Origin of the sequence: Cycloclasticus sp., assembly GCA_040743155.1 — a bacterium.
Lineage (GTDB): Bacteria > Pseudomonadota > Gammaproteobacteria > Methylococcales > Cycloclasticaceae > Cycloclasticus.
Genome location: JBFLJU010000001.1, coordinates 1,151,885 through 1,177,893, shown reverse-complemented (window position 1 = coordinate 1,177,893; position 26,009 = coordinate 1,151,885). Strand labels below are relative to the sequence as shown.

General features: G+C 43.5%; 26 protein-coding genes and 1 pseudogene. 10 read left to right on the top strand and 17 right to left on the bottom strand.

Translation table 11 applies throughout. The annotated features are described in order from the left end of the window. Positions 1–13: 13 nt before the first annotated feature. From AB1Y31_05640 to AB1Y31_05630, 3 genes are all read left to right on the top strand, one after another. Positions 14–1,690 (top strand): AMP-binding protein, encoded by a 1,677-nt coding sequence (locus AB1Y31_05640; protein ID MEW4982647.1) that lies wholly within the window; start codon positions 14–16, stop codon positions 1,688–1,690. A gap of 49 nt (positions 1,691–1,739) precedes the next feature. Then, a complete protein-coding gene (locus tag AB1Y31_05635) occupies positions 1,740–2,543 on the top strand; it encodes an enoyl-CoA hydratase/isomerase family protein (GenBank protein ID MEW4982646.1) in 804 nt (267 codons plus the stop codon). A 185-nt stretch (positions 2,544–2,728) separates the two neighbouring features. Continuing rightward, on the top strand, positions 2,729–3,346 hold the full coding sequence (locus AB1Y31_05630) for a flavin reductase family protein (GenBank protein ID MEW4982645.1): 618 nt from the start codon (positions 2,729–2,731) through the stop codon (positions 3,344–3,346). A gap of 13 nt (positions 3,347–3,359) precedes the next feature. Here the strand turns inward: AB1Y31_05630 and AB1Y31_05625 are convergent, their stop codons facing one another. From AB1Y31_05625 to AB1Y31_05610, 4 genes are all read right to left on the bottom strand, one after another. Continuing rightward, positions 3,360–4,130, bottom strand: a complete 771-nt coding sequence (locus AB1Y31_05625) for a glucose 1-dehydrogenase (protein MEW4982644.1) — start codon at positions 4,128–4,130, stop codon at positions 3,360–3,362. A gap of 66 nt (positions 4,131–4,196) precedes the next feature. After that, complete coding sequence (locus AB1Y31_05620) at positions 4,197–5,402, bottom strand: VWA domain-containing protein (GenBank protein MEW4982643.1); 1,206 nt, start codon at positions 5,400–5,402, stop codon at positions 4,197–4,199. 9 nt (positions 5,403–5,411) lie between these two features. Then, on the bottom strand, positions 5,412–6,266 hold the full coding sequence (locus AB1Y31_05615) for a MoxR family ATPase (GenBank protein MEW4982642.1): 855 nt from the start codon (positions 6,264–6,266) through the stop codon (positions 5,412–5,414). A 55-nt stretch (positions 6,267–6,321) separates the two neighbouring features. After that, a complete protein-coding gene (locus tag AB1Y31_05610) occupies positions 6,322–7,470 on the bottom strand; it encodes an acyl-CoA dehydrogenase family protein (GenBank protein MEW4982641.1) in 1,149 nt (382 codons plus the stop codon). Between the two features lie 93 nt (positions 7,471–7,563). On the opposite strand from AB1Y31_05610, the gene AB1Y31_05605 reads away from it, so the two are divergent. Beyond that, positions 7,564–8,325, top strand: a complete 762-nt coding sequence (locus AB1Y31_05605; GenBank protein MEW4982640.1) for an NUDIX domain-containing protein — start codon at positions 7,564–7,566, stop codon at positions 8,323–8,325. On the opposite strand, the gene AB1Y31_05600 is transcribed toward AB1Y31_05605, so the two are convergent. The 3 genes and pseudogenes from AB1Y31_05600 to AB1Y31_05590 all read right to left on the bottom strand — a co-directional run bounded on the left by AB1Y31_05600 (position 8,315) and on the right by AB1Y31_05590 (position 11,424). Then, positions 8,315–9,670, bottom strand: coding sequence for a CoA-binding protein (locus AB1Y31_05600; GenBank protein ID MEW4982639.1), 1,356 nt, complete (start codon positions 9,668–9,670; stop codon positions 8,315–8,317). The two genes, AB1Y31_05605 and AB1Y31_05600, sit on opposite strands and share 11 nt — an antisense overlap. 5 nt (positions 9,671–9,675) lie before the next feature. Further along, positions 9,676–10,812 (bottom strand): acyl-CoA dehydrogenase family protein, encoded by a 1,137-nt coding sequence (locus tag AB1Y31_05595; GenBank protein MEW4982638.1) that lies wholly within the window; start codon positions 10,810–10,812, stop codon positions 9,676–9,678. 390 nt (positions 10,813–11,202) lie between these two features. Then, a pseudogene (locus AB1Y31_05590) lies at positions 11,203–11,424 on the bottom strand (tyrosine-type recombinase/integrase). A 115-nt stretch (positions 11,425–11,539) separates the two neighbouring features. Between AB1Y31_05590 and AB1Y31_05585 the strand changes: the two are divergent. Further along, entirely contained in the window at positions 11,540–11,815 is a 276-nt protein-coding gene (locus tag AB1Y31_05585; protein MEW4982637.1) for a hypothetical protein, read from the top strand. Between the two features lie 136 nt (positions 11,816–11,951). Here the strand turns inward: AB1Y31_05585 and AB1Y31_05580 are convergent, their stop codons facing one another. Both AB1Y31_05580 and AB1Y31_05575 read right to left on the bottom strand, forming a co-directional pair. Continuing rightward, positions 11,952–12,326, bottom strand: coding sequence for a glutathione S-transferase N-terminal domain-containing protein (locus AB1Y31_05580; GenBank protein ID MEW4982636.1), 375 nt, complete (start codon positions 12,324–12,326; stop codon positions 11,952–11,954). 101 nt (positions 12,327–12,427) lie between these two features. Then, positions 12,428–12,772, bottom strand: coding sequence for a DUF2956 domain-containing protein (locus AB1Y31_05575; GenBank protein MEW4982635.1), 345 nt, complete (start codon positions 12,770–12,772; stop codon positions 12,428–12,430). A 107-nt stretch (positions 12,773–12,879) separates the two neighbouring features. Between AB1Y31_05575 and AB1Y31_05570 the strand changes: the two genes are divergently transcribed. Next, a complete protein-coding gene (locus AB1Y31_05570) occupies positions 12,880–13,494 on the top strand; it encodes a 3'-5' exonuclease (protein MEW4982634.1) in 615 nt (204 codons plus the stop codon). 570 nt (positions 13,495–14,064) lie between these two features. Here the strand turns inward: AB1Y31_05570 and AB1Y31_05565 are convergent. The 8 genes from AB1Y31_05565 to AB1Y31_05530 all read right to left on the bottom strand — a co-directional run bounded on the left by AB1Y31_05565 (position 14,065) and on the right by AB1Y31_05530 (position 22,842). Continuing rightward, positions 14,065–14,448, bottom strand: coding sequence for a carboxymuconolactone decarboxylase family protein (locus AB1Y31_05565; GenBank protein ID MEW4982633.1), 384 nt, complete (start codon positions 14,446–14,448; stop codon positions 14,065–14,067). 85 nt (positions 14,449–14,533) lie between these two features. Then, on the bottom strand, positions 14,534–15,190 hold the full coding sequence (locus AB1Y31_05560) for a CoA transferase subunit B (protein ID MEW4982632.1): 657 nt from the start codon (positions 15,188–15,190) through the stop codon (positions 14,534–14,536). A 10-nt stretch (positions 15,191–15,200) separates the two neighbouring features. Next, positions 15,201–15,902 carry a CoA transferase subunit A gene (locus AB1Y31_05555; GenBank protein MEW4982631.1) on the bottom strand — a complete coding sequence of 234 codons (702 nt, stop codon included), beginning with the start codon at positions 15,900–15,902 and terminating at the stop codon, positions 15,201–15,203. Between the two features lie 36 nt (positions 15,903–15,938). After that, on the bottom strand, positions 15,939–16,832 hold the full coding sequence (locus AB1Y31_05550; GenBank protein ID MEW4982630.1) for a hydroxymethylglutaryl-CoA lyase: 894 nt from the start codon (positions 16,830–16,832) through the stop codon (positions 15,939–15,941). Between the two features lie 6 nt (positions 16,833–16,838). Next, on the bottom strand, positions 16,839–18,842 hold the full coding sequence (locus AB1Y31_05545) for an acetyl/propionyl/methylcrotonyl-CoA carboxylase subunit alpha (GenBank protein MEW4982629.1): 2,004 nt from the start codon (positions 18,840–18,842) through the stop codon (positions 16,839–16,841). A gap of 15 nt (positions 18,843–18,857) precedes the next feature. After that, positions 18,858–20,465: a carboxyl transferase domain-containing protein gene (locus AB1Y31_05540; GenBank protein MEW4982628.1), complete on the bottom strand. Its 1,608-nt coding sequence runs from the start codon at positions 20,463–20,465 to the stop codon at positions 18,858–18,860. Positions 20,466–20,497: 32 nt separating this feature from the next. Beyond that, positions 20,498–21,679, bottom strand: coding sequence for an acetyl-CoA C-acyltransferase (locus AB1Y31_05535; GenBank protein MEW4982627.1), 1,182 nt, complete (start codon positions 21,677–21,679; stop codon positions 20,498–20,500). A gap of 2 nt (positions 21,680–21,681) precedes the next feature. Beyond that, positions 21,682–22,842, bottom strand: a complete 1,161-nt coding sequence (locus AB1Y31_05530) for an isovaleryl-CoA dehydrogenase (protein MEW4982626.1) — start codon at positions 22,840–22,842, stop codon at positions 21,682–21,684. 127 nt (positions 22,843–22,969) lie between these two features. Between AB1Y31_05530 and AB1Y31_05525 the strand changes: the two genes are divergently transcribed. From AB1Y31_05525 to AB1Y31_05510, 4 genes are read left to right on the top strand one after another with little or no spacing between them, the layout of a single operon-like run. Continuing rightward, entirely contained in the window at positions 22,970–23,587 is a 618-nt protein-coding gene (locus tag AB1Y31_05525; GenBank protein MEW4982625.1) for a TetR/AcrR family transcriptional regulator, read from the top strand. Position 23,588: 1 nt separating this feature from the next. Next, positions 23,589–24,371: a crotonase/enoyl-CoA hydratase family protein gene (locus AB1Y31_05520; protein MEW4982624.1), complete on the top strand. Its 783-nt coding sequence runs from the start codon at positions 23,589–23,591 to the stop codon at positions 24,369–24,371. 27 nt (positions 24,372–24,398) lie between these two features. Beyond that, positions 24,399–25,547, top strand: coding sequence for an acyl-CoA dehydrogenase family protein (locus tag AB1Y31_05515; GenBank protein ID MEW4982623.1), 1,149 nt, complete (start codon positions 24,399–24,401; stop codon positions 25,545–25,547). A gap of 17 nt (positions 25,548–25,564) precedes the next feature. Beyond that, entirely contained in the window at positions 25,565–25,978 is a 414-nt protein-coding gene (locus AB1Y31_05510; GenBank protein MEW4982622.1) for a MaoC family dehydratase, read from the top strand. Positions 25,979–26,009: the final 31 nt, after the last annotated feature.

Genomic DNA, 26,009 nt, shown 5'->3' with positions numbered 1-26,009 from the left:
AGGGGGATCTTGAATGGCAGCAAATGAGTTGAGTTATGACTTTGGCGTAAGTGATGTTCCCTTAATGGGTAAAACGATAGGCGTCGTATTTGACGAAGCAGTTGCGCGTTGGTCTGATAAGTTGGCAATTGTTAGCTGTCATCAAGGGATACGCTGGAGCTACCAGGAATATAAAGAAAAAGTAGATGCCCTTGCCAATGGTCTTGTAGAACTAGGTCTTAAGCCGGGTGATCGAATTGGTATTTGGTCCCAAAATAATGCTGAATGGGCGGTCATACAGTTTGCAACTGCGAAAGCTGGGCTGATAATGGTCAATATTAACCCAGCTTATCGAAGCGCCGAACTTGAGTATGCGTTAACGAAATCAGGTTGTGTTGCCTTGATAACATCGCCTGAATTTAAAAGCAGCAACTATATCGAGATCTTACACAAGTTGGCCCCTGAAATAGCCAACTGTCAGCCCGGTCAACTGGAATCGAAAAGACTGCCTGCTCTTAAAACGCTTATTCGTTTAGGCGAAGAAAAAACAGCAGGGATGCACAACTACAGTGATGTAATGGAATTGGCTTCAGACAATAGTGCGGCAGAGCTTGAGCGACTTTCGCATACCCTACAGTTTGATGATGCCATTAACATACAGTTCACCAGTGGTACAACGGGCTCCCCTAAAGGTGCAACACTCAGTCATCACGGCATTGTAAATAACGCGAATTTAACCGGTGTGACGATGGGCGTTACGGTGTCCGACACTGTCTGTATTTCGGTGCCGATGTATCACTGCTTTGGGATGGTAATTGGTACCTTAATGTCGGTGGTCAGAGGCTGTACGGCTGTGCTTCCAGGTGAGTATTTTGAGCCTAGCAGTGTGATGGAAACTATTCAGAGTGAGGCGTGTACCGTTTTATACGGTGTGCCAACGATGTTCATTGCAATGTTGGGTCTAGATAATTTCAAGTCATACGATGTGAGTTCACTACGCACAGGCGTTATGGCGGGATCACCGTGCCCTGTGGAAGTAATGAAGCAAGTCATTAAAGAAATGCATATGGATAAAATTACGGTTGCGTATGGCATGACCGAGTTAAGTCCTGTTTCAAATCAGTCCTTGATGGATGATTCGTTTGACATACGAGTATCGACAGTCGGTGTGTCACACCCACATGTCGAAGGAAAAATAGTCGATGAAAACAATCGCATCGTAGCCAGAGGTGAAATTGGTGAATATTGCGCTCGTGGATACAGCGTGATGATTGGTTATTGGGATGATACTGAGAAGACAGCAGAATCGATTGATGCGGGCGGTTGGATGCATACAGGTGACCTTGCGACAATGGATGAAAATGGTTATGTCACCGTTGTAGGGCGATCTAAAGATATGGTGATACGCGGAGGCGAAAACATTTACCCGAAAGAAATAGAAGACCTGTTATATCGACATGAAAAAATTGCCGATATCCAAGTTATCGGTGTGCCGGATGAGAAATTTGGTGAAGAAATTTGTGCATGGGTGAAAGTTGCTGCTGGCTGTCAGTTAGATGAAAGTGAGCTTAGGGCTTATTGCAAAGAAGAAATGGCTCATTACAAAGTGCCCAGATACATTAAATTTGTTGATGAATTTCCGATGACGATTACGGGGAAAATTCAAAAATTTGTGATGCGAGATGTGATGAAAAAAGAACTAGGCTTATAAAAGTGGTATTAAAATATAATAAATAACATTAACTAAGGGATATAACGCTATGAAATATGAAGATTTTCAACATTTATTGTTTGACCGTAAAGAAAACGGAGTTCTCTTGATGACACTCAATAGGCCCGAAGTAATGAATGCGACTAACGCGCGTTTACATTGGGAGTTAACCAAAATTTGGGCCGTCATTCAGGACGACGATTCAGTTAAAAACGTTGTGGTAACCGGTGCTGGTGATCGTGCATTCTCAGCAGGTGGCGACTTAGATTGGGTGTCAGGAATGGTAGGAAACCCAAAAGCAATCGAAGGCGTGCGCCAAGAGGCCGCAGACCTTGTCTATAATATTTTGAGTTTTGAAAAACCTATTATTTCAGCAATTAACGGTGTTGCCGTTGGTGCTGGTCTAGTGGTCGCTATGTTGGCAGATATTAGTATTATCTCTAAAGAAAAAGGAAAGTTTACAGATGGTCACGTAAAGTTAGGTGTTGCAGCGGGTGACCACGCGGCTATTATTTGGCCTCTATTATGTGGCATGGCGAAAGCGAAATACTATTTAATGACAGCGGAATTTATTAATGGCGAACAAGCCGAAAGTATGGGGATGGTGAGTTTATGTGTGCCACATGATGAGTTAATGGATGAAGCCTTTAGAGTGGCTAATCAATTAGCGAAAGGTAGTCAGTCTGCTATCAATGGCACCAAGAATACACTAAATGGCTGGATGAAAATGGCGTCACCTATTTTTGAAGCGTCGTTACGTGAGGAAATGCTTAATTTCTTAAGTGATGATGCTAAAGAAGGCGTAGCTGCAGTGCGCGAGAAAAGAGCGCCTAACTTCCCATCAGCGCAATAAGCAAGGCGCTAATGTATAGCAACTGGCTACTTGTGAGCCATCGCATACGTTTGCCTTAATGGGTGTAAAGCAGCCAGTTAGCTTGCTATAAAAAGAAGGGGCTCATCTGAGCCCTTTTTTATAGGCTCGCTAAAATTGGGTGTTAGAATAAATTTGAATTTAACACTAAGCAGAGAGTTGTAATTATGAAAATTGATCCTAAGACGCACGATAGGTTTTTTAATATTTTAAAAGCTGTCGTTATTCCTAGACCGATTGCTTTCATATCGTCCCAATCAAAAGAAAGTGCTTTGAACTTAGCGCCGTTTTCATTCTTTAATGGTGTTTGTTACGATCCGCCCACGATCAGTGTATCGATTGCGCGTTTCGCCGGTGCTAAATCAAAAGACAGCCTTGTTAATATTGAAGAAACGGGGGAGTTTGTGGTTAATCTGGTTAATAGAGACATTGCAGAAGCGATGAATAAGACAGCTGCGGAGTATCCAACTGAGGTCAATGAATTTGAAGTCTCTGGTTTAACGATGTCGCCGTCAGAACTGATAACCCCACCTTGCGTTGCCGAATCCCCAGTTAGCCTTGAATGCCGATTAATTCAGGTCGTACCCGTTAATGAAGGCACACGCAAAGAATGTGGCCTAGTGATTGCTGAAGTGGTTTATTGCCATATTAATGATGAGCTTTATGATGGCCGTTATGTGGACATGGCCGGCTTAGATGTTATTGGCCGTTTGGGCGGCCACAGCTACTGCCACGTAGATAACCTATTTGATATGAAGTTACCGGTTTATAAAGCGGACAAATAAATAAGGCGGCTCCTTAAAGAGCCGACGCGCCACCATCAACAGAGTAAACCCCGCCGGTACAATAAGAGGCCTCATCACTGCATAGAAATGCCATTAATGAGGCCACTTCTTCTGGTTCTCCATAGCGCTGCATCGGCATCATTTTATTAAGTTGTTCTTTGGCTTCAGCCTCATGTCCCGGTGCAAATCCAGTTTCAAGAGATCGCATCATTCTGGTTTCAATAGGTGCCGGGTTAACGGTATTTATACGGATGCCTTGAGCAGCATATTCTTGCGAGACACTACGCATCATACCCACCACGGCGTGTTTGCTGGTTACGTAGGGAGAAATATTGGCAGTACCCTTAACCCCGGCTAATGAAGATGTAATAACAATATTACCGCCACCGTTTTGAAGCATCGCTGGAATGACGTACTTTAGCCCCAACCAAACACCTTTAACATTAACGGCAATAACTTGGTCGAAGGCTTCAACGGGGGAATCTATAATGGGGGAAACGATGCCTTCGACGCCCGCATTGTTTATAAAAAAATCTATTGAACCATAACGTTCAATAGCTGTATTAACGTAAGCTTGAACCTGATCAGGCTGAGTAACATCAGCGACGTAATAAGAAACCTTTGAACCAGCATCAATGCTTTTCACGGCTTTCTCTAACTCACTTTCTTGTAAATCAACGAGCAGCACGTTAGCGCCTTGTTGTGAAAACAAAGTCCCGGCCGCAAGACCAATCCCTCTAGCACCACCAGTAATAATGACTGTTTTATTGTTAAATTTGCTCAAAGTTTTCTCCAATTTTTTATATAAATTTGTAATGAAGTACAGTTTTAAAAAGCTTTATTCACGTTTTCAATTAACCAATACGCTGGGTTTGCGTAATAAAGATTGGATGGCCGACTCAAGCCCACTGATGGTCAATGAAAACATGCGTTCATTGATTAATTGGCGAGTGATTTTGTTTGATGGCTTACGGTCCCAGTTACGTTGGTGGTCAGGGTTTAACCATACACTACTAGGAAAGGCGGTTAATAATCGCTGCATCCAGACCGCCCCCGTTTCTTCGTTCCAGTGTTCTACGCTACCGCCGGGGTAGGTTATTTCGTATGGGCTCATGCTAGCATCGCCGACAAAAATCAACTTATAGTCACTGGGGTATCGATTAATGATGTCCATAGTGGGCGTTGCTTCATCGAAGCGGCGCTTATTGTCTTTCCAAAGGTATTCGTAGGTAAAATTGTGGAAGTAGTAATACTCCAAGTGTTTAAATTCTGTTTTGGATGCGGAGAACAGCTCCTCACAAATACGAATATGGTCATCCATAGAGCCACCAATATCCAATAGCAACAACACCTTAATTGAATTATGCCGTTCTGGGACCATTTTAATGTCTAGGTAGCCAGCATTTGATGCCGTTGAACGGATGGTATCGTCTAGGTCTAATTCTTCTTCCGAACCCTGTCGGGCAAATTTTCGTAATTTACGTAGCGCGACTTTTATATTACGCGTATTGAGTTCAACACTATCGTCTAGGTTTTTAAATTCTCGTTTATCCCATACTTTAGTGGCTCGTCTATGGCGTGATTCATGTTGACCGATTCTAATGCCTTCAGGGTTGTAGCCGTAGGCACCGAAGGGCGAGGTGCCGCCAGTGCCGATCCATTTGTTGCCACCGTGATGTTCTTCTTTTTGCTCTTCTAAACGTTTTTTGAGCGTTTCCATCAACTTTTCCCAACCACCGAGTGATTGGATTTTTTGTTTCTCTTCCTCGCTGAGTAGTTTTTCCGCTTGTTTGCGTAACCATTCTTCGGGAATCTCACTAAAAACGTCTTCTAGCTGATGGTTATTTTCAAGCCCATTAAATGTTTCGGCAAATACTTGGTCGAAACGGTCGTAGTACCGTTCGTCTTTAACTAACGCGGTACGAGACAAGTAATAAAACGATTGAATATCAAAACTGGCTAATCTTTTTTCAAGCGCGCTTAATAAAGAAAGTAGCTCAGTAATGGAGACGGGTAGGCCTGCTTTTCGCAGGTCTAAAAAGAAACCAATGAACATGGCTTTCGGCTACTGGCTCTGTTTGCGTCTGTTAATAAACGCAATGCGTTCAAACAGGTGTACGTCTTGCTCGTTTTTTAATAGGGCGCCATGTAATTTCGGTAAAATATTATTGCTGTTTTGTTCGCGTAGGGTGTCTGCGCTGAGTTCTTCGGATAATAATAATTTAATCCAGTCGAGAAGTTCGGATGTTGACGGCTTCTTTTTTAGGCCGCTGATTTCTCGAACGTCGAAAAAGATACTCAGTGCTTCGGCCAGCAAGTCTTTTTTTAACGATGGAAAATGAAGGTTCACAATTTGCTGCATGGTTTCCAATTCAGGGAAGCGAATATAGTGGAAGAAGCAGCGTCTGAGGAAGGCGTCAGGCAGCTCTTTTTCATTATTACTGGTGATGATAATCAGAGGTCTATTCTTTGCCTTAACTAGTTCCTTGGTTTCGTAAACAAAAAATTCCATGCGATCCAATTCTTGTAAAAGGTCATTGGGAAACTCGATATCGGCTTTGTCGATTTCATCAATGAGTAAAACGGCACGTTTTTCTGAAGCAAACGCATCCCAAACTTTTCCTTTAACTATGTAATTAGCAATGTCGTGAACGCGGTCGTCGCCTAATTGCGAGTCACGTAGGCGTGAAACTGCATCGTATTCATACAAGCCTTGGTGAGCCTTGGTGGTAGATTTAATATGCCATTCAATAAGAGGCGCGCCCAACGACTTAGCAACTTCAAGAGCGAGTTGAGTTTTGCCAGTACCAGGCTCACCCTTTATCAACAGTGGGCGCTCAAGCGTTATGGCGGCGTTGACTGCCATGCTGAGTTCTTCGGTGGCGATGTACTGATTGGTTCCTTCAAATTGCTTATTCATAGATGGGGAAATTATGTCGGTGAAAAATGGTTATTGTAGAGAGTTGTAGCCGAAATTAAAGGGGATTTTGCTCGATCAGTTGTTTCGCAATAATGATGCGTTGAAGCTCATTTGTGCCTTCGCCAATCGCTAATAATGGGGCATCGCGGTAATAGCGTTCTACATTAAAATCGGTTGAATAACCGTATGCACCATGTATCCGTAGTGCTTCTGCTGAATTTGTCATGGCTGCTTCGGTGGCAAATAATTTTGCCATGCCGGCTTCCATATCACAGCGGTCGCCACGATCAAACGCCTTTGCCGCTGACTGAACGAGCAACCGAGCTGCTTCAACGCGGGTCGCCATATCGGCTAAATAAATTTGTATCGATTGGTGTTGGCAAATTGGTTTGCCAAAGGTCTTACGTTGTTGAGAATATTCGATAGAGTCTTTTAACGCCGCCGAGGCAACACCAATGCCGCGAGAGGCTACATTGATTCTACCCAATGCCAAAGCGCCTAGCGCGTGTTGCAAACCATGACCTTCTTCAAGGCCAATTAAATTCTCAGCGGGTAAGCGGTAGTCGTCTAAAAAAAACTCAGCCGTATCAATGCCTTTGTAGCCGAGTTTTTTGTGTTTGCTACCCATTACAAAACCTTCGCCTTTCGGGGCAATGAAAAGACTCATGCCTTTATGGGCTGGTTTTGCTGAAACATCAGTTTTGACGAGCATAGCAAAACAGCTACCGTGTAAACTATTGGTGATCCAAGCCTTAGAGCCATTAATTAAATAGTCGTCACCATCACGTTTAGCAACCGTTTTAATCGCTTGTAGGTCTGTGCCGCAATTCGGTTCGGTGAGTGCGAGTGCGCCACGCATTTCACCTGATGCAAATAATGGTAACCACTTTGCTTTTTGTTGTTCTGTTCCAAAACGTTGTACAGACATAGCCATTATTAGATGCGAGTTAAACACCCCTGTTAATGACATCCAGACGCAGGCGATGCGTTCTACAATTTTGGCATAAGTCGAAACGGGTAAGCCAAGGCCACCATATTGTGGGTCAATGACAGCACCGAACAAGCCCATCTCTTTCATCTCTTGGACGATTTCTTCAGGGTATTCATCATCCGCTTCTAGTTGATGTACAGACGGTTTTATTTTAATTAGAAATTTATCAATGGCATCTAATATCAATTGTTCATTTTCGTTTTCATAATGCATATCTAAAACCCTACAATCTAACAAACAGTTGTTATATTATGGCTTTAACAGGTAGACAATGCGAGGTTTTTACCTCTAAAAATAGGATATGAAATGATTAAACAAGCGGCGGCATTAATATTGGTAAGAGATTCTGGTAAAGGGCTTGAGGTTTGCATGTTACGGCGTGTTGAAACATCTGGTTTTGCAGCCGGTGCCTATGTTTTTCCAGGCGGGGCGGTGGATGAGCTAGATAAATTTTTGGCTGATAAAGACGTTTGTTTCCATGCCGAAAACAGCGATAAGAGTATGCACGTTTATAAAGTTGCTGCGGTAAGAGAAACATTAGAAGAGGCGGGCATTTTGGCGGCATCGATGAAAGCTGGAGAACAAATTAGCGATGCATCACGGCATAAATTGCACCGAGGGGATGTCAGTTTTGAAACCTTATTAAGGGACAACGATGCAAAAATAAACTTGGATGAGGTTGTTTTTTATGATCATTGGATAACCCCTGAGGGAGCACCGAAACGATTCGATACTCGTTTCTTTATATCCACTGCCTCATCAGAGCATCGCATCATGCATGATAATAAAGAAACGGATTCATCTTGCTGGACCTTGCCTAAAGCTATTTTAGCTCTCTACGAGCAAGGCGATGTGAAACTGATGCCGGTTACGCATGTTCAGCTTAAACGCTTGTCGAGGTTTGATAGCGTCACTGATGTTTTATCATTGGCAACAACACGCAACAGTATCCCCGTCACCGAGCCAATAATGAACTTTGGAGAGAACGGCAAGCCGGAGTCGGTAACTATTCATCTTACAGAAGGCACCGTTGAGTACCCGGTTTTCCAAAAAAGGTCTAAGCTTTAACGTTAGATAACAGGCTGACTAAGTCGGGGATTTCTTCAAAAACCAAGATGCCGTGCTCTACAAGACTCGACAGCAGCGTTGCTTGACCACCCATCCAAATAAGCAAGACCGGGCAAGACGGGTTATTTTTAAGTTGAAGTAAACCGTCCGTTAGTTGTTTAGCAACGCTTTCCATTAAGCCCATAAAAATAACGACGGCGTCAAATTCACCCGAGTCAACGAGTTGCTTGGTTACATCACGTAGCATGTCGGGCTGTGCAACAAGCGCGGCGGTCAAATCGACCGGGTTTTGTACGGCGCTAAAGGATGATAATAGTGGTTTTACAGAAGAGCATAATGGTTCACTAAACGGCGCGATTGATAATCCCGCGGCTTCTAATTGGTCGCATAACATAACGCCTGCACCACCGGATATAGAAACAATACCCACTTTATTACCCAGCAATTTGTGGCCATTTAAAAGAAATTGACTGCATTGGATCATATCGCTGAGAGAACTGACTTCGGTGACTCCGCTACGTTCGAAGATGGCTTGATAATCAACACCTTTTAGAGGGTAAGATGCGGTGTGGGCGGCTGTTGCACGTGCGCCTGCGGCCGTTTTTCCACCCTTTAAAGCAATCACCGGTTTGTTATTGTTTTTTGCTAATAAGAGAGCTTTTTCAAACTTATCGGGATGCCGAATTTCTTCAATATAGAGCGAAATAATGGATGTCTGCGGGTCAGTCGCCAAATATTCAACAATTTCGTCTAACGGCAAGTTGGCCTCGTTTCCGCTAGAAATCCATTTGCTAACGCCAATGTCTGCGCGAATAGTTTTGTCTAACCAATAAGCGCCAAGTGCGCCACTGTGTCCGGCAAAACTTAAACCGCCTACCTTAAGCGGGTGTTGTTCCATTGCAGTTGTAAAGGAGGCGACGAGTTGAGTTTCAGTATTAATGAACCCCAAACAATTTGGCCCAAGCAGACGGGCTGTTGTTGTATCAAACAAGGCCTGTAGCGCGCGTTGTTTTTCAATGCCTTGCTGGTCAGTTTCGGCATACCCTGAGGCAAAGACAACAAAGTTTTTAATGCCAACGGCAAGGCCATCCTTAATGACTTGCTCTACAAATGCGTCGGGGACGGCAACAATAGCGAGGTCAACAACTTCATCCAATTCCAATAACGAGCGTTTAGCAGGCAGACCTTGAATGCTATCGGCTTTTGGGTTGATCGGTATTAATTTACCTTGGTAGTTAAGTCGTTTCATATAAGCGACTGGGCGACCACCAATTTTATGTGGGTTATTGGACGCGCCAACGATGGCGACAGCAGTTGCTTCAAAAAGCGATTTAAGAGTAGACATTAAGATTAAAAACCTAAAGAGCGCGCAATAATGTTGCGCTGAATTTCACTGGTGCCCTCACCGATAATATAGAGGAGGGTGTCTCGATGGATACGGCCTACGGGATAGTCTCGCATAATACCCGCACCACCTAAAATACGAATAGCATCTTCGCTGACTTTAACGGCCATCTCACTGGCGATAAGTTTGATTTTGGCAGCCATTGCATTATCTAGTGTACCGTTATCGGTTAGCCAAGCACCGTGATAGACCATCCATTTTGCAGCTTCAATCTCAGCCGACATATTGGCTAACTTATGCCCAATAGACTGAAATTTTCCAATCGGTTGGCCAGAAATAATGCGCTGATGAGCATAGCGTTCGGCTTCTTCAAACGCTGCTGTTGCCATGCCCAAGCAATTGGCAGAAACACCCACACGATTTTCTGTAAGTGATTCGAGAATAATGGGATAAGTACCTTCTTGACCACCTAATAACGCATCATCCGGTAAAAATAAATCTTCAATGAAGATTAAACCGGTCTCCGAAGCGCGAATACTTTCTTTGGCTAACTTTTGTATCTCGATGTTTTTAGAAGGGAGGTCAACTATAAATAAACTGATGCTTTTAGCGCTGAGTTCAGGTGATGTACGTGCAGCCAATAACATGAAGTCGGCCATGGGTGCGTTAGTAATATAGAGCTTGCTGCCATTAATTATGTAGCCGCCATCTACTTTTTTTGCGTGCGTTTTTAATGCGCGAATATTTGAGCCACCATCGGGTTCGCTCAGCCCGAAACAGGAAACCTTCTCGCCAGCTAATGCAGGTTTAAAGTACTGTTCTTTTTGAGCATCGCTTCCAATTCGCCAAATAGGCCAGATACCTAAGTGACTATGTGCGGATAAGGACGATGCGAAAGCTTGGCATACGCGACTTGTTTCTTCGCGAATAATGCAATCTGCAATTTTATCGAAACCGCCGCCGCCATCGGCTATTGGGTAACGTGCTGCTATTAGCCCCATTTCGCCCCATTTTGGGAACAGTTCCTTAGGGAAAACTTCGTTATCGTCGGCCTCTCTTACCAGTGGTGCCAGTTCCGTTTCTGAGAACCGCCTAACGGTTTCACGAAGTAAGAGGTGTTCTTCTGAAAAACTAAAATCCATGAGATGTCCTTAAGTAAGTAGTGCTGAATGGCAATGCAAACAAGCACCTAACGAATGTTAGAAATAATATCAAAAGAGGCGGCGCTAGGCAAAGAAATAATTCAGTACATAATAATTAAGCGGGACTTAACGGGGATTAAGCCAAGTTAAATTAAGTAAAAAGGGGCAGGCCGGCGACGCATCATTTTCTGGGCAAAAGATCGTACATATAGCCTAGCTCAAGCTATAAAGAATACGCCGATAGCATAGGCTTAACGCAAAGCCATTAGGTTGATAGGGATAAGAAACACTTGCTCCAGTCATTTTCAAACTGGTTGTACGGTGAAAGTAACTCAGTCAGATCTATAGTGCATTATTCAACAGTCTTGATTTTTATTGCTGTTTTAACATTCACTTCGTTTGTAGAATTTGACTCAACGGGCTTTTTACACCATCAGCATCTTGTTTTAATACATGGGTGTAAATCTCCGTTGTTTTCACATCTGCATGGCCTAATTGAGATTGTACCGTGCGAATGTCCACGCCATTTTGTAACAAATGAATGGCGAACGAATGACGAAGCGTGTGGGAACTAATAGTTTTTGTTATTCCAGCTGCCTTGCCTGCTTGTTTAATCATCGATTAATCCATTTTTGATTCAACCAGCATTCGTGAATGGGTTGATGGGAAAAAACAAATAGAATCCATATCTGGTTGCCGTGTCCGAGCTGTGTTCATTGGTGGTGTCTTGGCTGGTTGGTGTGGGATACAGCCGGACGACAATGGTTTTGAAATAGCGATTGGTATAGCCAAAGACTTTTGGGGGTTTGGTATATCAATATTCCAAGAGATGATGTTATGGGCCAAAGAAATGGGGCATAAAGAAATAGTACTTCACCTGTTAGAAACTCGCCCTGAATACAAATTCCTAAAAAGAAAAGCCACTAAAGTTCAAAAAACAGAACTTTTTGGTCGAAATTTTACAACCTATTTTATATCCGTAGAAAAGTGGTATGCCGTGTAGTTGGCTGGGGTGTCTTGTTAGCGGTCAGGTTAAAAAAACAGGCCCGAGTTTTTATTCCTTTTAAGTAAAACGTAAATAATAATAAATCGCTTGAAGTGATGTAAGCGGTTTATTGATTTTTTGTCCAGCGTCTAACTTAAGCCGTTTTCACTGCAAAGCGATCTTCTAAATAGTTAATAATGTCAGAAGACTCGTACATCCAAGAAACCTTGCCTTCTTCTTCAATGCGTAAGCAAGGCACCTTTAATTTGCCGCCTCCCTCTACAAGCTCGTCACGGGCATTATCGCAGCGTTTAGCATCACGAGTTTCAATGTCTAAGGTATTGCGTTTCATGGTGCGACGTACTTTTACGCAAAATGGGCAAGCTTTATATTGGTAAAGGGCAAGGTTTGTGGTTTGCGCATCAACCTGTACTTGAATTTCCGTTTCACGCTTTACGCCTTTTGGGGTAAATACCCAGTTAAAGAACAAAATTAACGCACCCAGTGCCCAGCGAATAACTCTTAACATATAACCACCTTGAATATTAAACAGTAAGAATAATTGATCGTATTATATATAAACTGGCTTGATAGGGCTAATGCAGTGATTGCCCTAATTTATAGTCCAGTTTATAGCCCCAATTTATTGCCGAAAGTAAGCTCATAAAGCGCAAACCCTAGCCATGAAACCAGTAATAAAACCCAAGGCAGTTTAGGGCTTGTATGGGGTTCTTTTTCTTCTTCAATGATGCTTGTTTCAATTTGAGGTTGTTTGGCTTTTTTGAGTAATTTATCTAACTCACGGGCTTTGGGTTTTTGCTGCTTTTTATACAGTTCAATGCCTTTTTGAATGCCTTGTGCCACTAACTTGGTTTGTTCTTTTGTTTGCGCTGGCTTTTGGATACCTTTTGCAATGGTCATGGCTTCGGTTTTACTGTGTTCTGAAGCGGTGTCTTTTTTAGAGTAGCGTGCCATTAATGTGCTCAGTTTTTAAGGTGATTAATAGCAGCGAACATAACATAAAGCTGCCATTAAGGGTTAGGGGGTGTGAAAATAGCGGTGAGTTTAAAGTAGGGAAAACTATGCGCGCAGATACATTGGTAATTTTGGATTTCGAGACCACAGGTTTATCCCCTGAGATGGGGGATCGCGCCATTGAAATTGGCGCGGTGCGTTTACAAAACGGCGAGGTAATTGAAGAGTTTCAAGAGTTAATGAACCCTGGTTTTAAAGTATCGGGCTTCATCGAAAACTATACCGGCATCAGTAATAGCATGTTAAAAAATGCAGATTCTTGTGAAAACGTCATGGGGCGCTTTGCGGATTTTTTAGCCGGTGATAATTGGGTGGCCCATAATACGGCGTTTGATAAACGCTTTTTAGACGGAGAGCTTAAACGTATAAAACGGAATTATTCCGGTTTGCCTTCTTGCTCGTTATTGCTGTCTAGACGTATTTTTCAAGATGCCCATAGTCATAAATTAGGCGAATTAGTGAAACATGCTCGCATTCATAGTGAGGGGGGTTATCACCGTGCGTTATACGATGCGCAAATGACTGCCAAAGTATGGATGGCCATGTTAGAAGATGTGGGCGAGCGTTACGGAGTATTTGATTTGTCGTTTGAGCAGGTTCAAAAACTGAGCAAAACCCCTAAGAAATCCGTGGATAAATTATTGCGCCGTTGGGGGCTTTAGTTTTGTGATGATTTTTTTATGTCCAGCTTGGACGGTATAACGCGTGGACATGGACGGTAAAGAACGTTTAAAAGGATCGAGCTAAAGGGGAAGGTACCCATTGTTTGTAACGACGCCGTCAGCGCATAGCTGTTGGTTGCCCAATGGATACGCAATAATTAGTGTTCACTCAGTCACTTTAGCTATAAACTAAGTTTCAAATAAAAGCGGTAATTTGTATGGATAGAGATCGAGTAGTTTTAAAAGAATTCCTCTTTGATTTGTGTCTAAATACAAGCTGCTTAATAAACGTCTAATATATTATCAACAAAATTAAAGGAGAAATTTATGGCTAAAGGTCAAGACTCAAAAAAGGCAGCGAAAAAGAAACCTGAAAAAACGATGAAGGAAAAACGTATGGCAAAAAAAGAAAAAAAGGCCAATAAAACATAATTGTAAGTCCCTAATGAAAGGGTGCTGAATCTACATGGAATCAAGGAAAATCAAGGGTCAGCCAGCTTGATATTGTTAGTAGAAAAGCAAAAGAAATAAAGGCTCTTGATTCCCTTTAAGTGGATTGGCAAAGTGCGTTCATTCTTCCCAAGCATCCAATATTTCTCGAGCGGCTCGAAAGGCTTCTTGTGCGGCAGGCGCCCCACAATATACGGCTGAATGTAGCAGTGTTTCACGTATTTCTTCTTTAGTGCAGCCATTACGTAAAGCGCCTCGAACGTGACCTTTGAGTTCTGCAGGCGCTTTAATTGCGGCCAACATAGCAATGGTAATAAGGCTGCGTGTTTTAAGCTCTAAACCGGGCCTATTCCAAGTTGCGCCCCAGCCGTGTTCGTTAATATACTCTTGTACGGGCTGAGTTAGCCAATCGGCACTATCGAGTGCTTTGTCCACAAAATCATCACCCATCACTTGACGACGAACACTTTCACCAGAGGGTTTTTTACTATTATTTGTTGGCATAACTGTATGAAGTTAGATTAATTAACAATAGAACTAGGCTCTCGGTGTTTACCTGATAGAGCCTAGTTCTAGAAGTTACAATCTGTTAGATAGTCATTTCTGGTACGTTAGCTGGAACGACTAATTTACCGGCAGTTTTTTGCTGAATTTCTTCAACAGAGACGCCTGGCGCGCGTTCAAGTAAGTGAAAAGCTCCGTCTTTAATTTCCAGCACGGCTAAATTGGTCACTACACGCTTTACGCAGCCAACACCTGTTAATGGCAGGCTGCAAGTTTCGAGTAATTTGGAGTTATCGCGTTTATCCGCATGGGTCATCGTGACGATGATGTTTTCAGCACCAGCCACTAAATCCATTGCGCCGCCCATGCCTTTAACCAATTTTCCAGGGATCATGTATGAAGCAATGTTGCCGTTTTGATCAACTTCAAACGCACCCAGTACGGTTAAGTCAACGTGGCCACCACGGATCATGGCGAAGCTTTCCGCAGATGAAAAAATAGACGCGCCGAGAGCCGCTGTAACGGTCTCTTTGCCAGCATTAATCATGTCGGCATCGACTTGATCTTCGGTCGGGTAGGGGCCTATACCCAGCAGGCCATTTTCAGACTGTAACATTACTTCGATATCGTCTGGTACATAGTTGGCGACTAGGGTGGGTATGCCAATTCCAAGGTTGACGTAATATCCATCTTGAAGTTCTTGAGCCACTCGTATGGCAATTTGATCACGATTTAATGACATCTGAGACTCCTTAATTTTTTGCAAGGGTAACTTTTTCGATACGCTTTTCGAAAGAGCCCTTGATAATGCGGTTAACGTAAATGCCAGGGGTGTGAATTTGATTCGGATCAAGTTCGCCCACTTCAACAATTTCTTCAACTTCAACCACGGTTATTTTGCCGGCTGTTGCGGCCATTGGGTTGAAGTTCATGGCGGTGTCTCGGTAAACAAGGTTGCCTATTTTGTCGGCTTTCCAAGCTTTAACGATGGCAAAGTCACCAGTAATGCTCTCTTCTAAAATATAATCACGGCCATTGAACTGCTTAACTTCTTTGCCTTCTGCGACAGGGGTTCCAACGCCGGTAGCTGTGTAAAAAGCAGGGATGCCTGCGCCGCCAGCGCGCATTTTTTCTGCTAATGTACCTTGTGGAGTGAGGTCAACTTCAAGTTCACCTGATAGGTATTGGCGCTCAAACTCGGCATTTTCGCCAACATAAGAGGAGACCATTTTTTTGATCTGTTTGTCTTTTAATAAAATACCCAAACCAAAATCGTCGATACCACAGTTATTTGAGACGATGGTAAGCCCTTTTACGCCCATATCTTTAATCTCTTGGGTAAGCCCTTCAGGGATACCGCAAAGCCCAAAGCCACCCGCAATGATAGTCATGTCATCTGTTAGTCCAGCCATTGCTTCTTGGTAGCTAGATACAACTTTGTTAAAACCACTCATGGTCTTCCTCCTATATTATTTTTATAAATTAAAGGGTTATTGATAGACTGCGCCAACTTTACTATTATTACTGCAACCAATTTGCTCAGTAATGTAGTGGCCTGCGGCGACTAATTTTTCTAAGTTAACACCCGTTTCAATGCCCATGCCATGCAGCATATAAACGACATCTTCAGTTGATACATTGCCTGATGCACCTTTTGCATAGGGACAGCCGCCAAGCCCAGCCACGGAGGCGTCGATATTTGAAATGCCGTATTCGAGGCACGCTAGGATGTTCGCAAGGGCTTGGCCTCGTGTGTCATGAAAGTGTAAAGCTAATTTCTCAGCGGGCACTTTTTCCAATACAGCCTCGATCATTTTGCGTGCTTTAACCGGTGTGCCAATGCCGATCGTATCACCGAGTGATACCTCGTAGCAGCCCATGTTAATAAGTGCCTCGGTAACCCGAACCACTTCAGAGACTGCAACGTCACCTTCATAAGGGCAACCTAACACGCAGGATGTGTAACCGCGAACGCGAATCCCTAACTCTTTTGCTTTAACCATTAAAGGCGCGAACCGTTGTAAAGACTCTTCGATGCTGCAATTGGTATTTTTTTTGCTGAAGGTTTCAGACGCGGCGGCAAAAATAGCGACTTCTTTTGCGCCAGACTCAATCGCACGTTCTAAGCCCTGAAGGTTAGGTGTTAGCACAATATATTGTGTTTGATCTCGTGCTTGAAGGCCCGCCATTATATCGGCGGCATCCGCCATTTGCGGCACCCATTTTGGACTAACAAAACTGGTGACCTCAAGGTCTTTAACACCGGCGTTGCAAAGCTTATTAATGAGCTCTAATTTAACCTTGCTTGAGACTTCAGTCTTAATGTTCTGCAGACCATCTCTAGGCGAAACTTCAACAATCCTCACTTGATCAGGGTACGACATATGCCTTTACTCCTTTTCCTTAAAGGTAATTAAGGTAGCATCGGCTTCTACAAAGTCTTCAGTTACGTAGAATACTTGGTCTACTTCACCGTCAAATGGCGCACTTAAGGTGTGCTCCATTTTCATTGCTTCAATAATAGCCAGTGGTTGTCCTTCGGTAACTGAATCGCCATTAGAAACCAGTACTTTTAATAACTTACCAGGCATGGGGGCGATAATGTTTGAAGCACCACCAGCGCCAGTTAAATCAGGTTCGAATGGGTTAACTTCAGTTAATGGATACCAACGGTTGCGCCATGAAACAAGCACGAGGTCATCTTGTCTAAGGGTAATAAAACGCTCCCAACTGCCATCAATTTGTAGGCGGATAACGTTGTCAGCTACTTTTTCGGCAATAACATCTAAGTCATTTTCTAGGTGGAAGATAAAGTGGTTATCATTTTCTGTGACCTTGATTTCAACTTCATCAGCTTCTTCATAGCTAAAAAATAAGCTACGTTGACTTTGACCATTTGGACGCCAGCCAGTGGTATCAAACCATGGTGAATTACCATCGGCGGATACTTTTGCCATGTCTTCAACAGTTTGCTTGCCATCGAGTAAAATACTAACAGTCGCGGCCAGTAAGACATTATCAGGTAATTCAACTTGGCTATCGGCCAGTAGGGTGTCTAACTTCTTATCGATATATTGAGTATCAATTTTGTTACCAATAAAATCAGGGTGTGTGGCTAAGGTTTCTAAGAAAGCAATATTGTTTTCTACCCCAATAATGCCACTTTCACCAAGAGCATTTAACAACCGTTCACGAGCTACTTCACGGTCTTCGCCCCAAACGACTAATTTAGCGATCATTGGGTCATAAAATACACTGATGGTATCGCCTTGCTCTACACCGGTTTCAACACGCAGGTTTTCACTGGTAGTAGGGAAGCGTAGGTGGTGCAATTTACCGGTTGACGGTAAGAATAAATTATTAGGGTTTTCGGCATACAAACGTGTTTCGAACGAATGCCCCGTGCTGGTAATTTGTTCTTGCTTTAAGGGTAATTCTTGACCCGCTGCAACGCGTACTTGCCATTCAACGAGATCTTGCCCAGTAACCATTTCGGTAACAGGGTGTTCTACTTGAAGACGTGTGTTCATTTCCATGAAGTAGAATGAGCGATCTTCGCCGACGATAAATTCGATCGTACCCGCACCTAAATAGCTAATGGCGCGAGCGGCATTAACCGCAGCAATACCCATCGCTTGGCGAGTTTCTTCGTCTAAAAATGGTGATGGTGTTTCTTCGATGATTTTTTGGTGGCGACGTTGTAATGAACATTCACGCTCGTGCAAATGAACATAGTTTTCGTGTGAGTCACCAAATACTTGGAATTCAATATGACGAGGCTTACTGATGTAACGTTCTAGCAAGACACGTTCGTCGGCAAAGGCGTTCAGTGCTTCACGTTTTACAGAATCTAATAATTCAGCAAATTCATCGGCTGAATTAACCACACGCATGCCTTTACCACCACCGCCTGATACCGCTTTAATTAATAGCGGGAAGCCAACTTTTTTAGCTTGCTGTTGTAAGTAGTCTGGGTCTTGGTTTTTACCGTGATAACCCGGGACAACAGGCACGTTGGCTTCTTCCATTAACGCCTTCGCGGCATCTTTAGCGCCCATTTTTTCAATGGACTCAGCTGATGGGCCAATAAAGGTGATGCCGGCTTCAGGGCAAGCGCGTGCGAATGAACTGTTTTCAGATAAGAAACCATACGCTGGGTGAATAGCATCAACACCGACTTTTTTAGCTAAAGCCAATAATACATCAGCTTTAAGATAAGATTCATCGGGACGTGAGCCACCAATGTGGTAAGCCTCATCGGCTAGCTTTACGTGGCGTGAATCACGGTCAGCATCTGAATAAACGGCAACACTGGTGATGCCCATTTTTTTTAAGGTGGAAATAACGCGACAGGCGATTTCACCACGGTTTGCAATTAGTACTTTTTTAAACATTTGATCTGCCCTCAATTACATTCTAAACACGCCGAAATTGGCATCTTCTATCGGCGTTTTGGCCGCTACAGCAAGAGATAAGCCAAGTAGGCGTCGTGTGTCACGTGGATCGATTAGACCATCGTCCCAAAGGCGGGCGGTGGCAAAGTATGGATTTCCTTGTTCTTCATACTGAGCAAGAATGGGTGCCCTAAAGGCTTCTTCTTCCTCTGCAGACCAACTACCACCAGCGCCTTCAATTGAGTCGCGTTTAACGGTTGCGAGTACGGATGCGGCTTGCTCACCACCCATCGTTGAAATTCGTGAGTTAGGCCAGCTCCATAACATGCGTGAGCCAAATGCACGACCACACATGCCATAGTTACCTGCACCATATGAACCGCCAATAAGCACGGTAAATTTAGGCACGCTAGAACAAGAAACGGCGGTCACCATTTTGGCACCATTTTTAGCAATGCCTTCTTCTTCGTACTTTTTACCGACCATAAAGCCGGTAATATTTTGCAAGAACAGCAGAGGAATACCACGCTGGTTACACAATTCGATAAAGTGTGTGCCTTTTAAGGCAGACGGCGAAAATAGAATGCCGTTATTAGCGATAATACCCACGGGGTAGCCGTGAATATGGGCAAAGCCACAGATTAATGTAGGCCCATAAAGGGGTTTGAATTCTTGGAATTCTGATGCATCGACTAAACGTGCAATAATTTCACGTACGTCATAAGGCTGCTTAGGGTCCTTAGGAATTACCCCAAGAATATCATCGGTTGGATACAGTGGCTCACGTGACTCGCGAACTTTTACGTGAACTTCTTTGGTGTCGTTTAGGTGCTCGATAATGTTTCGTGCAATAGATAAGGCATGTGAATCATCTTCAGCGATATGATCGGTGACGCCCGATAACTTACAATGCAGCTCCGCACCACCGAGTTCTTCTGATGATACTTCTTCACCAGTAGCCGCTTTAACTAACGGTGGGCCACCTAGGAAGATAGTGCCTTGCTCTCTAACGATAATGGACTCATCACACAGTGAAGGAATATAAGCACCACCGGCAGTACAAGAGCCCATAACTACAGCAATTTGTGGAATACCCGCAGCAGACATGCGTGTTTGATTGTAAAAGAAACGACCAAAATGCTCTTTACCCGGAAATACTTCGTGTTGTAGCGGCAAGAAAGCGCCGCCTGAATCAACCAAATAGATACAAGGTAGTCTATTTTCAGAAGCAATTTCTTGCGCTCTAAGGTGTTTGGTCACGGTTAATGGGTAATACGTGCCACCTTTAACGGTTGCATCGTTGGCGATAATCATCACTTCACCACCATGTACACGACCAATACCGGTAATGATACCGGCTGCTGGTGCAACATCATCATATATGCCGTAAGCAGCCAGTTGGGATAGCTCAAGGAATGCGCTACCTGGGTCGAGTAGGGCTTTAATCCGGTCCCTTGGGAGCATTTTGTCGCGGTCTAAATGTTTTTTACGAGCGCGTTCACCGCCACCTTGAGCAGCGGTTGTAATTCGCTCGTTAAGTTCTCCAACCAGCGATTCCATTTGAATCTTATTTTCTTTGAAATCTGCGGATGCAGTTTCAATTTTCGATTTAATTACGGGCATGTTTTTACCTTATTCTAGTTAAGACGTAATGATTAAATTATTTCAATAGCCATGGCAGTGGCTTCACCGCCACCAATGCACAAACTGGCTATACCTTTTGAAAGCTGACGGGCTTTGAGAGCATGAATTAAGGTCACCAGAACGCGTGCGCCTGATGCACCAATCGGATGGCCCAATGCGCATGCGCCACCATTAACGTTGACTTTTTTTGCATCGAGGCCAAGGTCGTTAATCGCGGCCATGGTGACCACAGCAAAGGCTTCGTTTATTTCAAATAAATCAACATCACTGGTTTGCCAATTACATTTTTTCAAGACTTTCTGGATGGCGAAAATTGGTGCAGTACTGAACCAATCTGGGTCTTGTGCGTGTACTGCCTGCGCGGTAATTTTAGCCAGAGCTTGTAAGCCTTGTTTTTCAGCTTCTGCGGCATCCATTAGAACAAGAGCAGCAGCCCCGTCGGAAATAGATGATGCGTTAGCCGCGGTAACGGTGCCATTTTTTTTAAAAGCAGGACGTAGTGTTCTGATTTTCTCAACGACAGCTTTGGCGGGTTGCTCGTCTTCAGCAATAGAGGTTTCGCCTTTGCGAGTTTTTACCACAACGGGTGTGATTTCATTAACGAAAGCACCTGTTTGGATGGCGTTATTTGCTCGCTCGAGAGATGTGATGGCAAAGTCATCTTGCTGTTCACGGCTGAAGTCGTATTTTTCAGCGCAGATTTCGGCGAATGAGCCCATTAGCTGACCGTGTTTGACGTCTTGCAAACCGTCATGAAACATGTGATCAAGAATTTCGCCATGGCCCATCTTTAGACCGGCTCGAACCTTGGAAGTAAGGTAGGGAGCATTCGTCATCGACTCCATGCCGCCGGCAACCACGCAAGTGGCATCATCAGCTAAAATTTGGTTATACCCGTACATTACCGCTTGCATACCCGAGCCACACATTTTGTTGACGGTGTTACATGGCGTGGATAAGGGAATACCGCCTTTAACCGACGCTTGCCGTGCAGGCGCTTGGCCTTGCCCAGCAGGTAACACGCAGCCAAAGTGTACCGAGTCGATTTGCTCTGGATTAACTTGACTGGCTTCAACAGCTGCTCTAATAGCATAACTGCCAAGGTCAGAAGCGGTGAGTGTGGAAAACTGGCCTTGAAAACCGCCTAAAGCGGTTCGCTTAGCAGCAACAATAACAACGCTTTTGGTCGTCATTGTTACTTTGTGTCTTCAAATAATTCGCGGCCAATTAACATGCGGCGAATTTCGTTTGTACCAGCACCAATATCATAGAGTTTTGCATCACGTAATAAACGCCCCGTTGGGAATTCATTAATATAGCCGTTGCCACCCAGCGTTTGAATGCCTTCTAGTGCAACTTTAACGGCATTTTCAGAAGCAAACAGCAACAGGCCGGCTGCGTCTTTGCGCGAGTCATTGCCTTTGTCGTATTGTTCTGCAACGCGATAGGCGAAGGCACGTGTCGATTGTAGAGCAACATACATATCAGCCATTTTGCCTTGCATCAGTTCAAACATGCCAATAGGTTTGCCGAACTGTTTGCGTTCATGGATATAGGGTAAACAGATATCCATCGTGGCTTGCATAATACCGATAGGGCCGCCTGTTAACACCATGCGCTCGGTGTTAAGACCGCTCATTAAAACTTTAACGCCTTCGTTGACTTCGCCAAGAACATTTTCATGTGGAATTTCGCAGTCCTCAAACACGAGTTCGCATGTGTTTGAACCACGCATACCTAACTTGTCTAATTTTTGTGCTGTTGAGAACCCCGGCATGTCTTTTTCAACAATAAAGGCGGTCATGCATCGTGAGCCTGCTTCTGGCCCCGCGGTACGCATGTAAACGACCAGTACATCAGCATCAGGGCCATTGGTAATCCACATTTTATTGCCATTAGCGATCCATTTGTCGCCTTTTTTCTCAGCCTTGCAACTCATTGAGCCGACAACATCTGAACCTGCACCGGGTTCTGACATAGCCAATGCACCGATGTGTTCGCCGGTACATAGTTTTGGTAAGTATTTGTGTCGTTGTTCTTCAGAACCGTTTAAATATAAATTGTTTAAACATAGGTTTGAATTAGCGCCGTACGATAAACCGATTGAGGCAGAAGCTCTTGAGATTTCTTCCATCACAACGAGGTGTGATAAATAGTTTAGACCAGTACCGCCGTATTCTTCTGGAATAGTCATGCCAAGGAGGCCCATTTCGCCGAAGAGGGGCCAAAGCTCATTCGGGAATTCGTTTTTCTGATCGGTGGATTCTGCTAGTGGCGCAATTTCGCCCTCTGCAAATTTACGAACAGCATCTCGCAGTTCATCTACTTCATCATTAATGCGTATATTAAATGGCATGTATTTCCCCTCTAGTTTTAGTTATTCTGTATTGATTTCAATCGATCATATCACTATACTCAATCTAATACCAATTAGAATCTAATCTACCGTAGATTATTATTTTTTGCAAAAAAACAGTAAAAAAATGACTATTAAAATTACAAATAGTACAAAAAAGAGCTCAGTCACCCGCCAACTCATTTTAGATGCAGCGGCTAAAACGTTGAGTAGGAATGGCTATCATGGGACTTACTTAAAGGACATTGCTGAATCAATCAATATGCAAGCAGGCAGTCTGTATTACCACTTCAGTTCAAAGGAAGCGTTGATGCAGGAAGTGCTAAATAAAAGTATCCAGTTGATTCACGACATTGTTGATTATGAAATTGAGAAATTAGGTGAAAGCCCCAATTTTTATGACTTATTAAAAGCGGCTATCCGTGGTCATTTGATTGCTGTTTTGCGGCATTCAGATTATACGTTGGCCAGTATTAGGAACTATGGGCAGATTCCGGAAGCGGTTCATAATGCCGCCCAGCCGGATCGGGATGCTTATGAGAACTTCTGGCGAAATTTATTTGAACAAGCCGAAGAAGAGGGTGTTATTCGTCCAAATGTCGATATGCACCTTTTGCGGTTGGCTATCTTTGGTAGCATGAACTGGGCGACTATTTGGTATGCAGAAAGTGGCTCGAGTGTGGAAGAAATAGCGGAATCTCAAGCGGATTTGTTTTTACATGGTTGTTATCTTAAGGGAGAGTAGAGTGGACTATAAAACTAATATTTTGGACGTCGATAGTAGAGGTGTTGCGTACGTGACATTCAATCGACCCAGTGTACACAATGCGATGAGTGCGGAATTTATTCAGGAGGTACAGCATATTTGTGCTCGAATTGAATCTGATAATAATATTCGTGTTGTGGTGTTAACGGGCGCAGGGGATAGCTTCTGTGCTGGTGGGGACTTAAAGTGGATGGAGAGCAACATCACTAAAACACGGGCTGAGCGTGTTGAAGAGACGGGCGAGCTAGCGAAAATGTTAGCGGCCCTAAATGGCTTGAGTAAACCTTTAATAGGTCGTATTCAAGGCCCTGCCTATGGCGGCGGTGTTGGCATGATTTCAGTCTGTGATATTAGCATCGGTGTTGACACGGCAAAGTTTGGTTTAACTGAAGTTAAGTTGGGCTTAACGCCCGCCACGATTTCTCCCTATGTTGTTAAACGAATGGGTTCAGCCAATGCACGTAGAAACTTCTTTAATTCAAGAATATTTGGTGCGGCAGAAGCTAAGAGTATCGGCCTGTTATCGGAGGTTGTTAGCATGGATGAGTTAGACGATGCGATAGAAAAAGAAGTAAAGATGATCTTGAAGTGTGCACCGGGTGCGATTGCGTCCACAAAAAAACTGATCGATTATGTTGATACGCACACCGCAGCAGATAACCGAATTTACACAGCGGCAAATTTGGCCGATGCATGGGAAACAGAAGAAGGCAAAGAAGGTATTGATGCGTTCTTAAATAAACGTAAAGCAAGCTGGACTTAATTTTATCTATCAATTGGGAGTTAACAAATGAATTCAATTTATTTTAGTGAAGAACACAATATGCTACGAGACCAGATTCGACGTTTTGTCGAACAAAAGGTCATGCCAATCGCTGAAGATTGGGAAGAAACTGGCAAAATTCCGCGCGAAATTCTACAAGAAATGGGTGAGTTAGGCTTCTTAGGTATCCGCTACTCAGGTGAATATGGTGGTAGTGAAATGGACACGTTGGGGTCTGTTATTTTGGCTGAAGAATTAGGCCGTTCAACTTTCGGCGGTTTTGCCGTTACAGTATTGGTGCATACCGATATGGCCTCGCCTCATTTAGATAACTTCGGTAATAAAGAGCAATTATCTAAATTTATGCCGGATATTATTTCAGGTAAAAAAATTGTCGGTGTTGCGGTGACGGAACCAGATGTAGGCTCAGACGTTGCGGCGATGAAAACTCGGGCAGTAAAAGACGGTGATGATTACGTATTGAATGGCTCTAAAATGTTTATCACAAACGGTGTCCATGGCGATTTATTTTTTGTTGCTGCAAAAACAGATACCGATGTAAAGCCTTCACGTGGCATCACCATCTTTGCTGTTGAAAAAGGGACGCCTGGTTTCACTGTAGGTAAAAGTCTTAAAAAAATGGGTTGGTTATCATCTGATACCGCCGAATTGGTTTTTGATGATTGTCGAGTGCCTGCAGAAAATATTTTAGGTGAAGTTAATAAAGGTTTTTACTCCATCATGCGTAATTTTCAAAATGAACGCTTAGTTCTAGGCGCGCAATCGATGGGCGAAGCGACTAAGGCGCTTGAATTAACGATGGACTATGTAACGACACGCAAAGCCTTTGGCGGAGTATTATTTGATAAGCAAGTTATCCGTCAACGTTTAGCAGCATTAGCATCACGGGTTGAAGCTGGCAAACAGCTTATTTATCATTCTGCGTGGCTTGATGCACAAGGCTTGGATTGCATAAAAGAAGTTTCTATGGTCAAAGCGTACTGTGGAGAGCTTGTTAATGAAGTCATGTATGATTGCCTTCAGTTTCACGGCGGTTTTGGTTATATTCGTGAAAGTGCCATTGAACGTATGTATCGCGATGCTCGCATCCAATCAATTGGTGGTGGCGCGACGGAAGTGATGCTTGAAGAAGTGTCAAAAAGAATGATCCCATAAAAACAGAGGAAGCAAGAATGTCAGAAGGTTTTAGTATTAATGAGATGGAAGTAGGTCAATCTGCCTCCATGAGTAAAACGGTAACGGAAGCGGATATTATTTTATTTGCTGGCATTACCGGTGATTTTAATCCAGCACATATCGATGAAGAGTACGCCAAAAAAAGCATGTTCAAGGGGCGAATTGCACACGGTATGTTATCAGCGGGATTTATTAGTGCGACGTTAGCGATGAAATTGCCTGGGCCAGGAACTATTTATTTAGGTCAAAACATGAAGTTTAAAGCACCGGTTAAAATTGGTGATACCGTCAAAACAACGGTGACTATTACCGAAATTAATGTCGATAAAAAAATTGTTAAGCTAAATACTGTTTGCAGCGTTGGTGAGACGAATGTTGTGGTGGGTGATTGCACGATGATGAAACCATAACGTATGTCGAGTGATGATTTTCAATCATTAA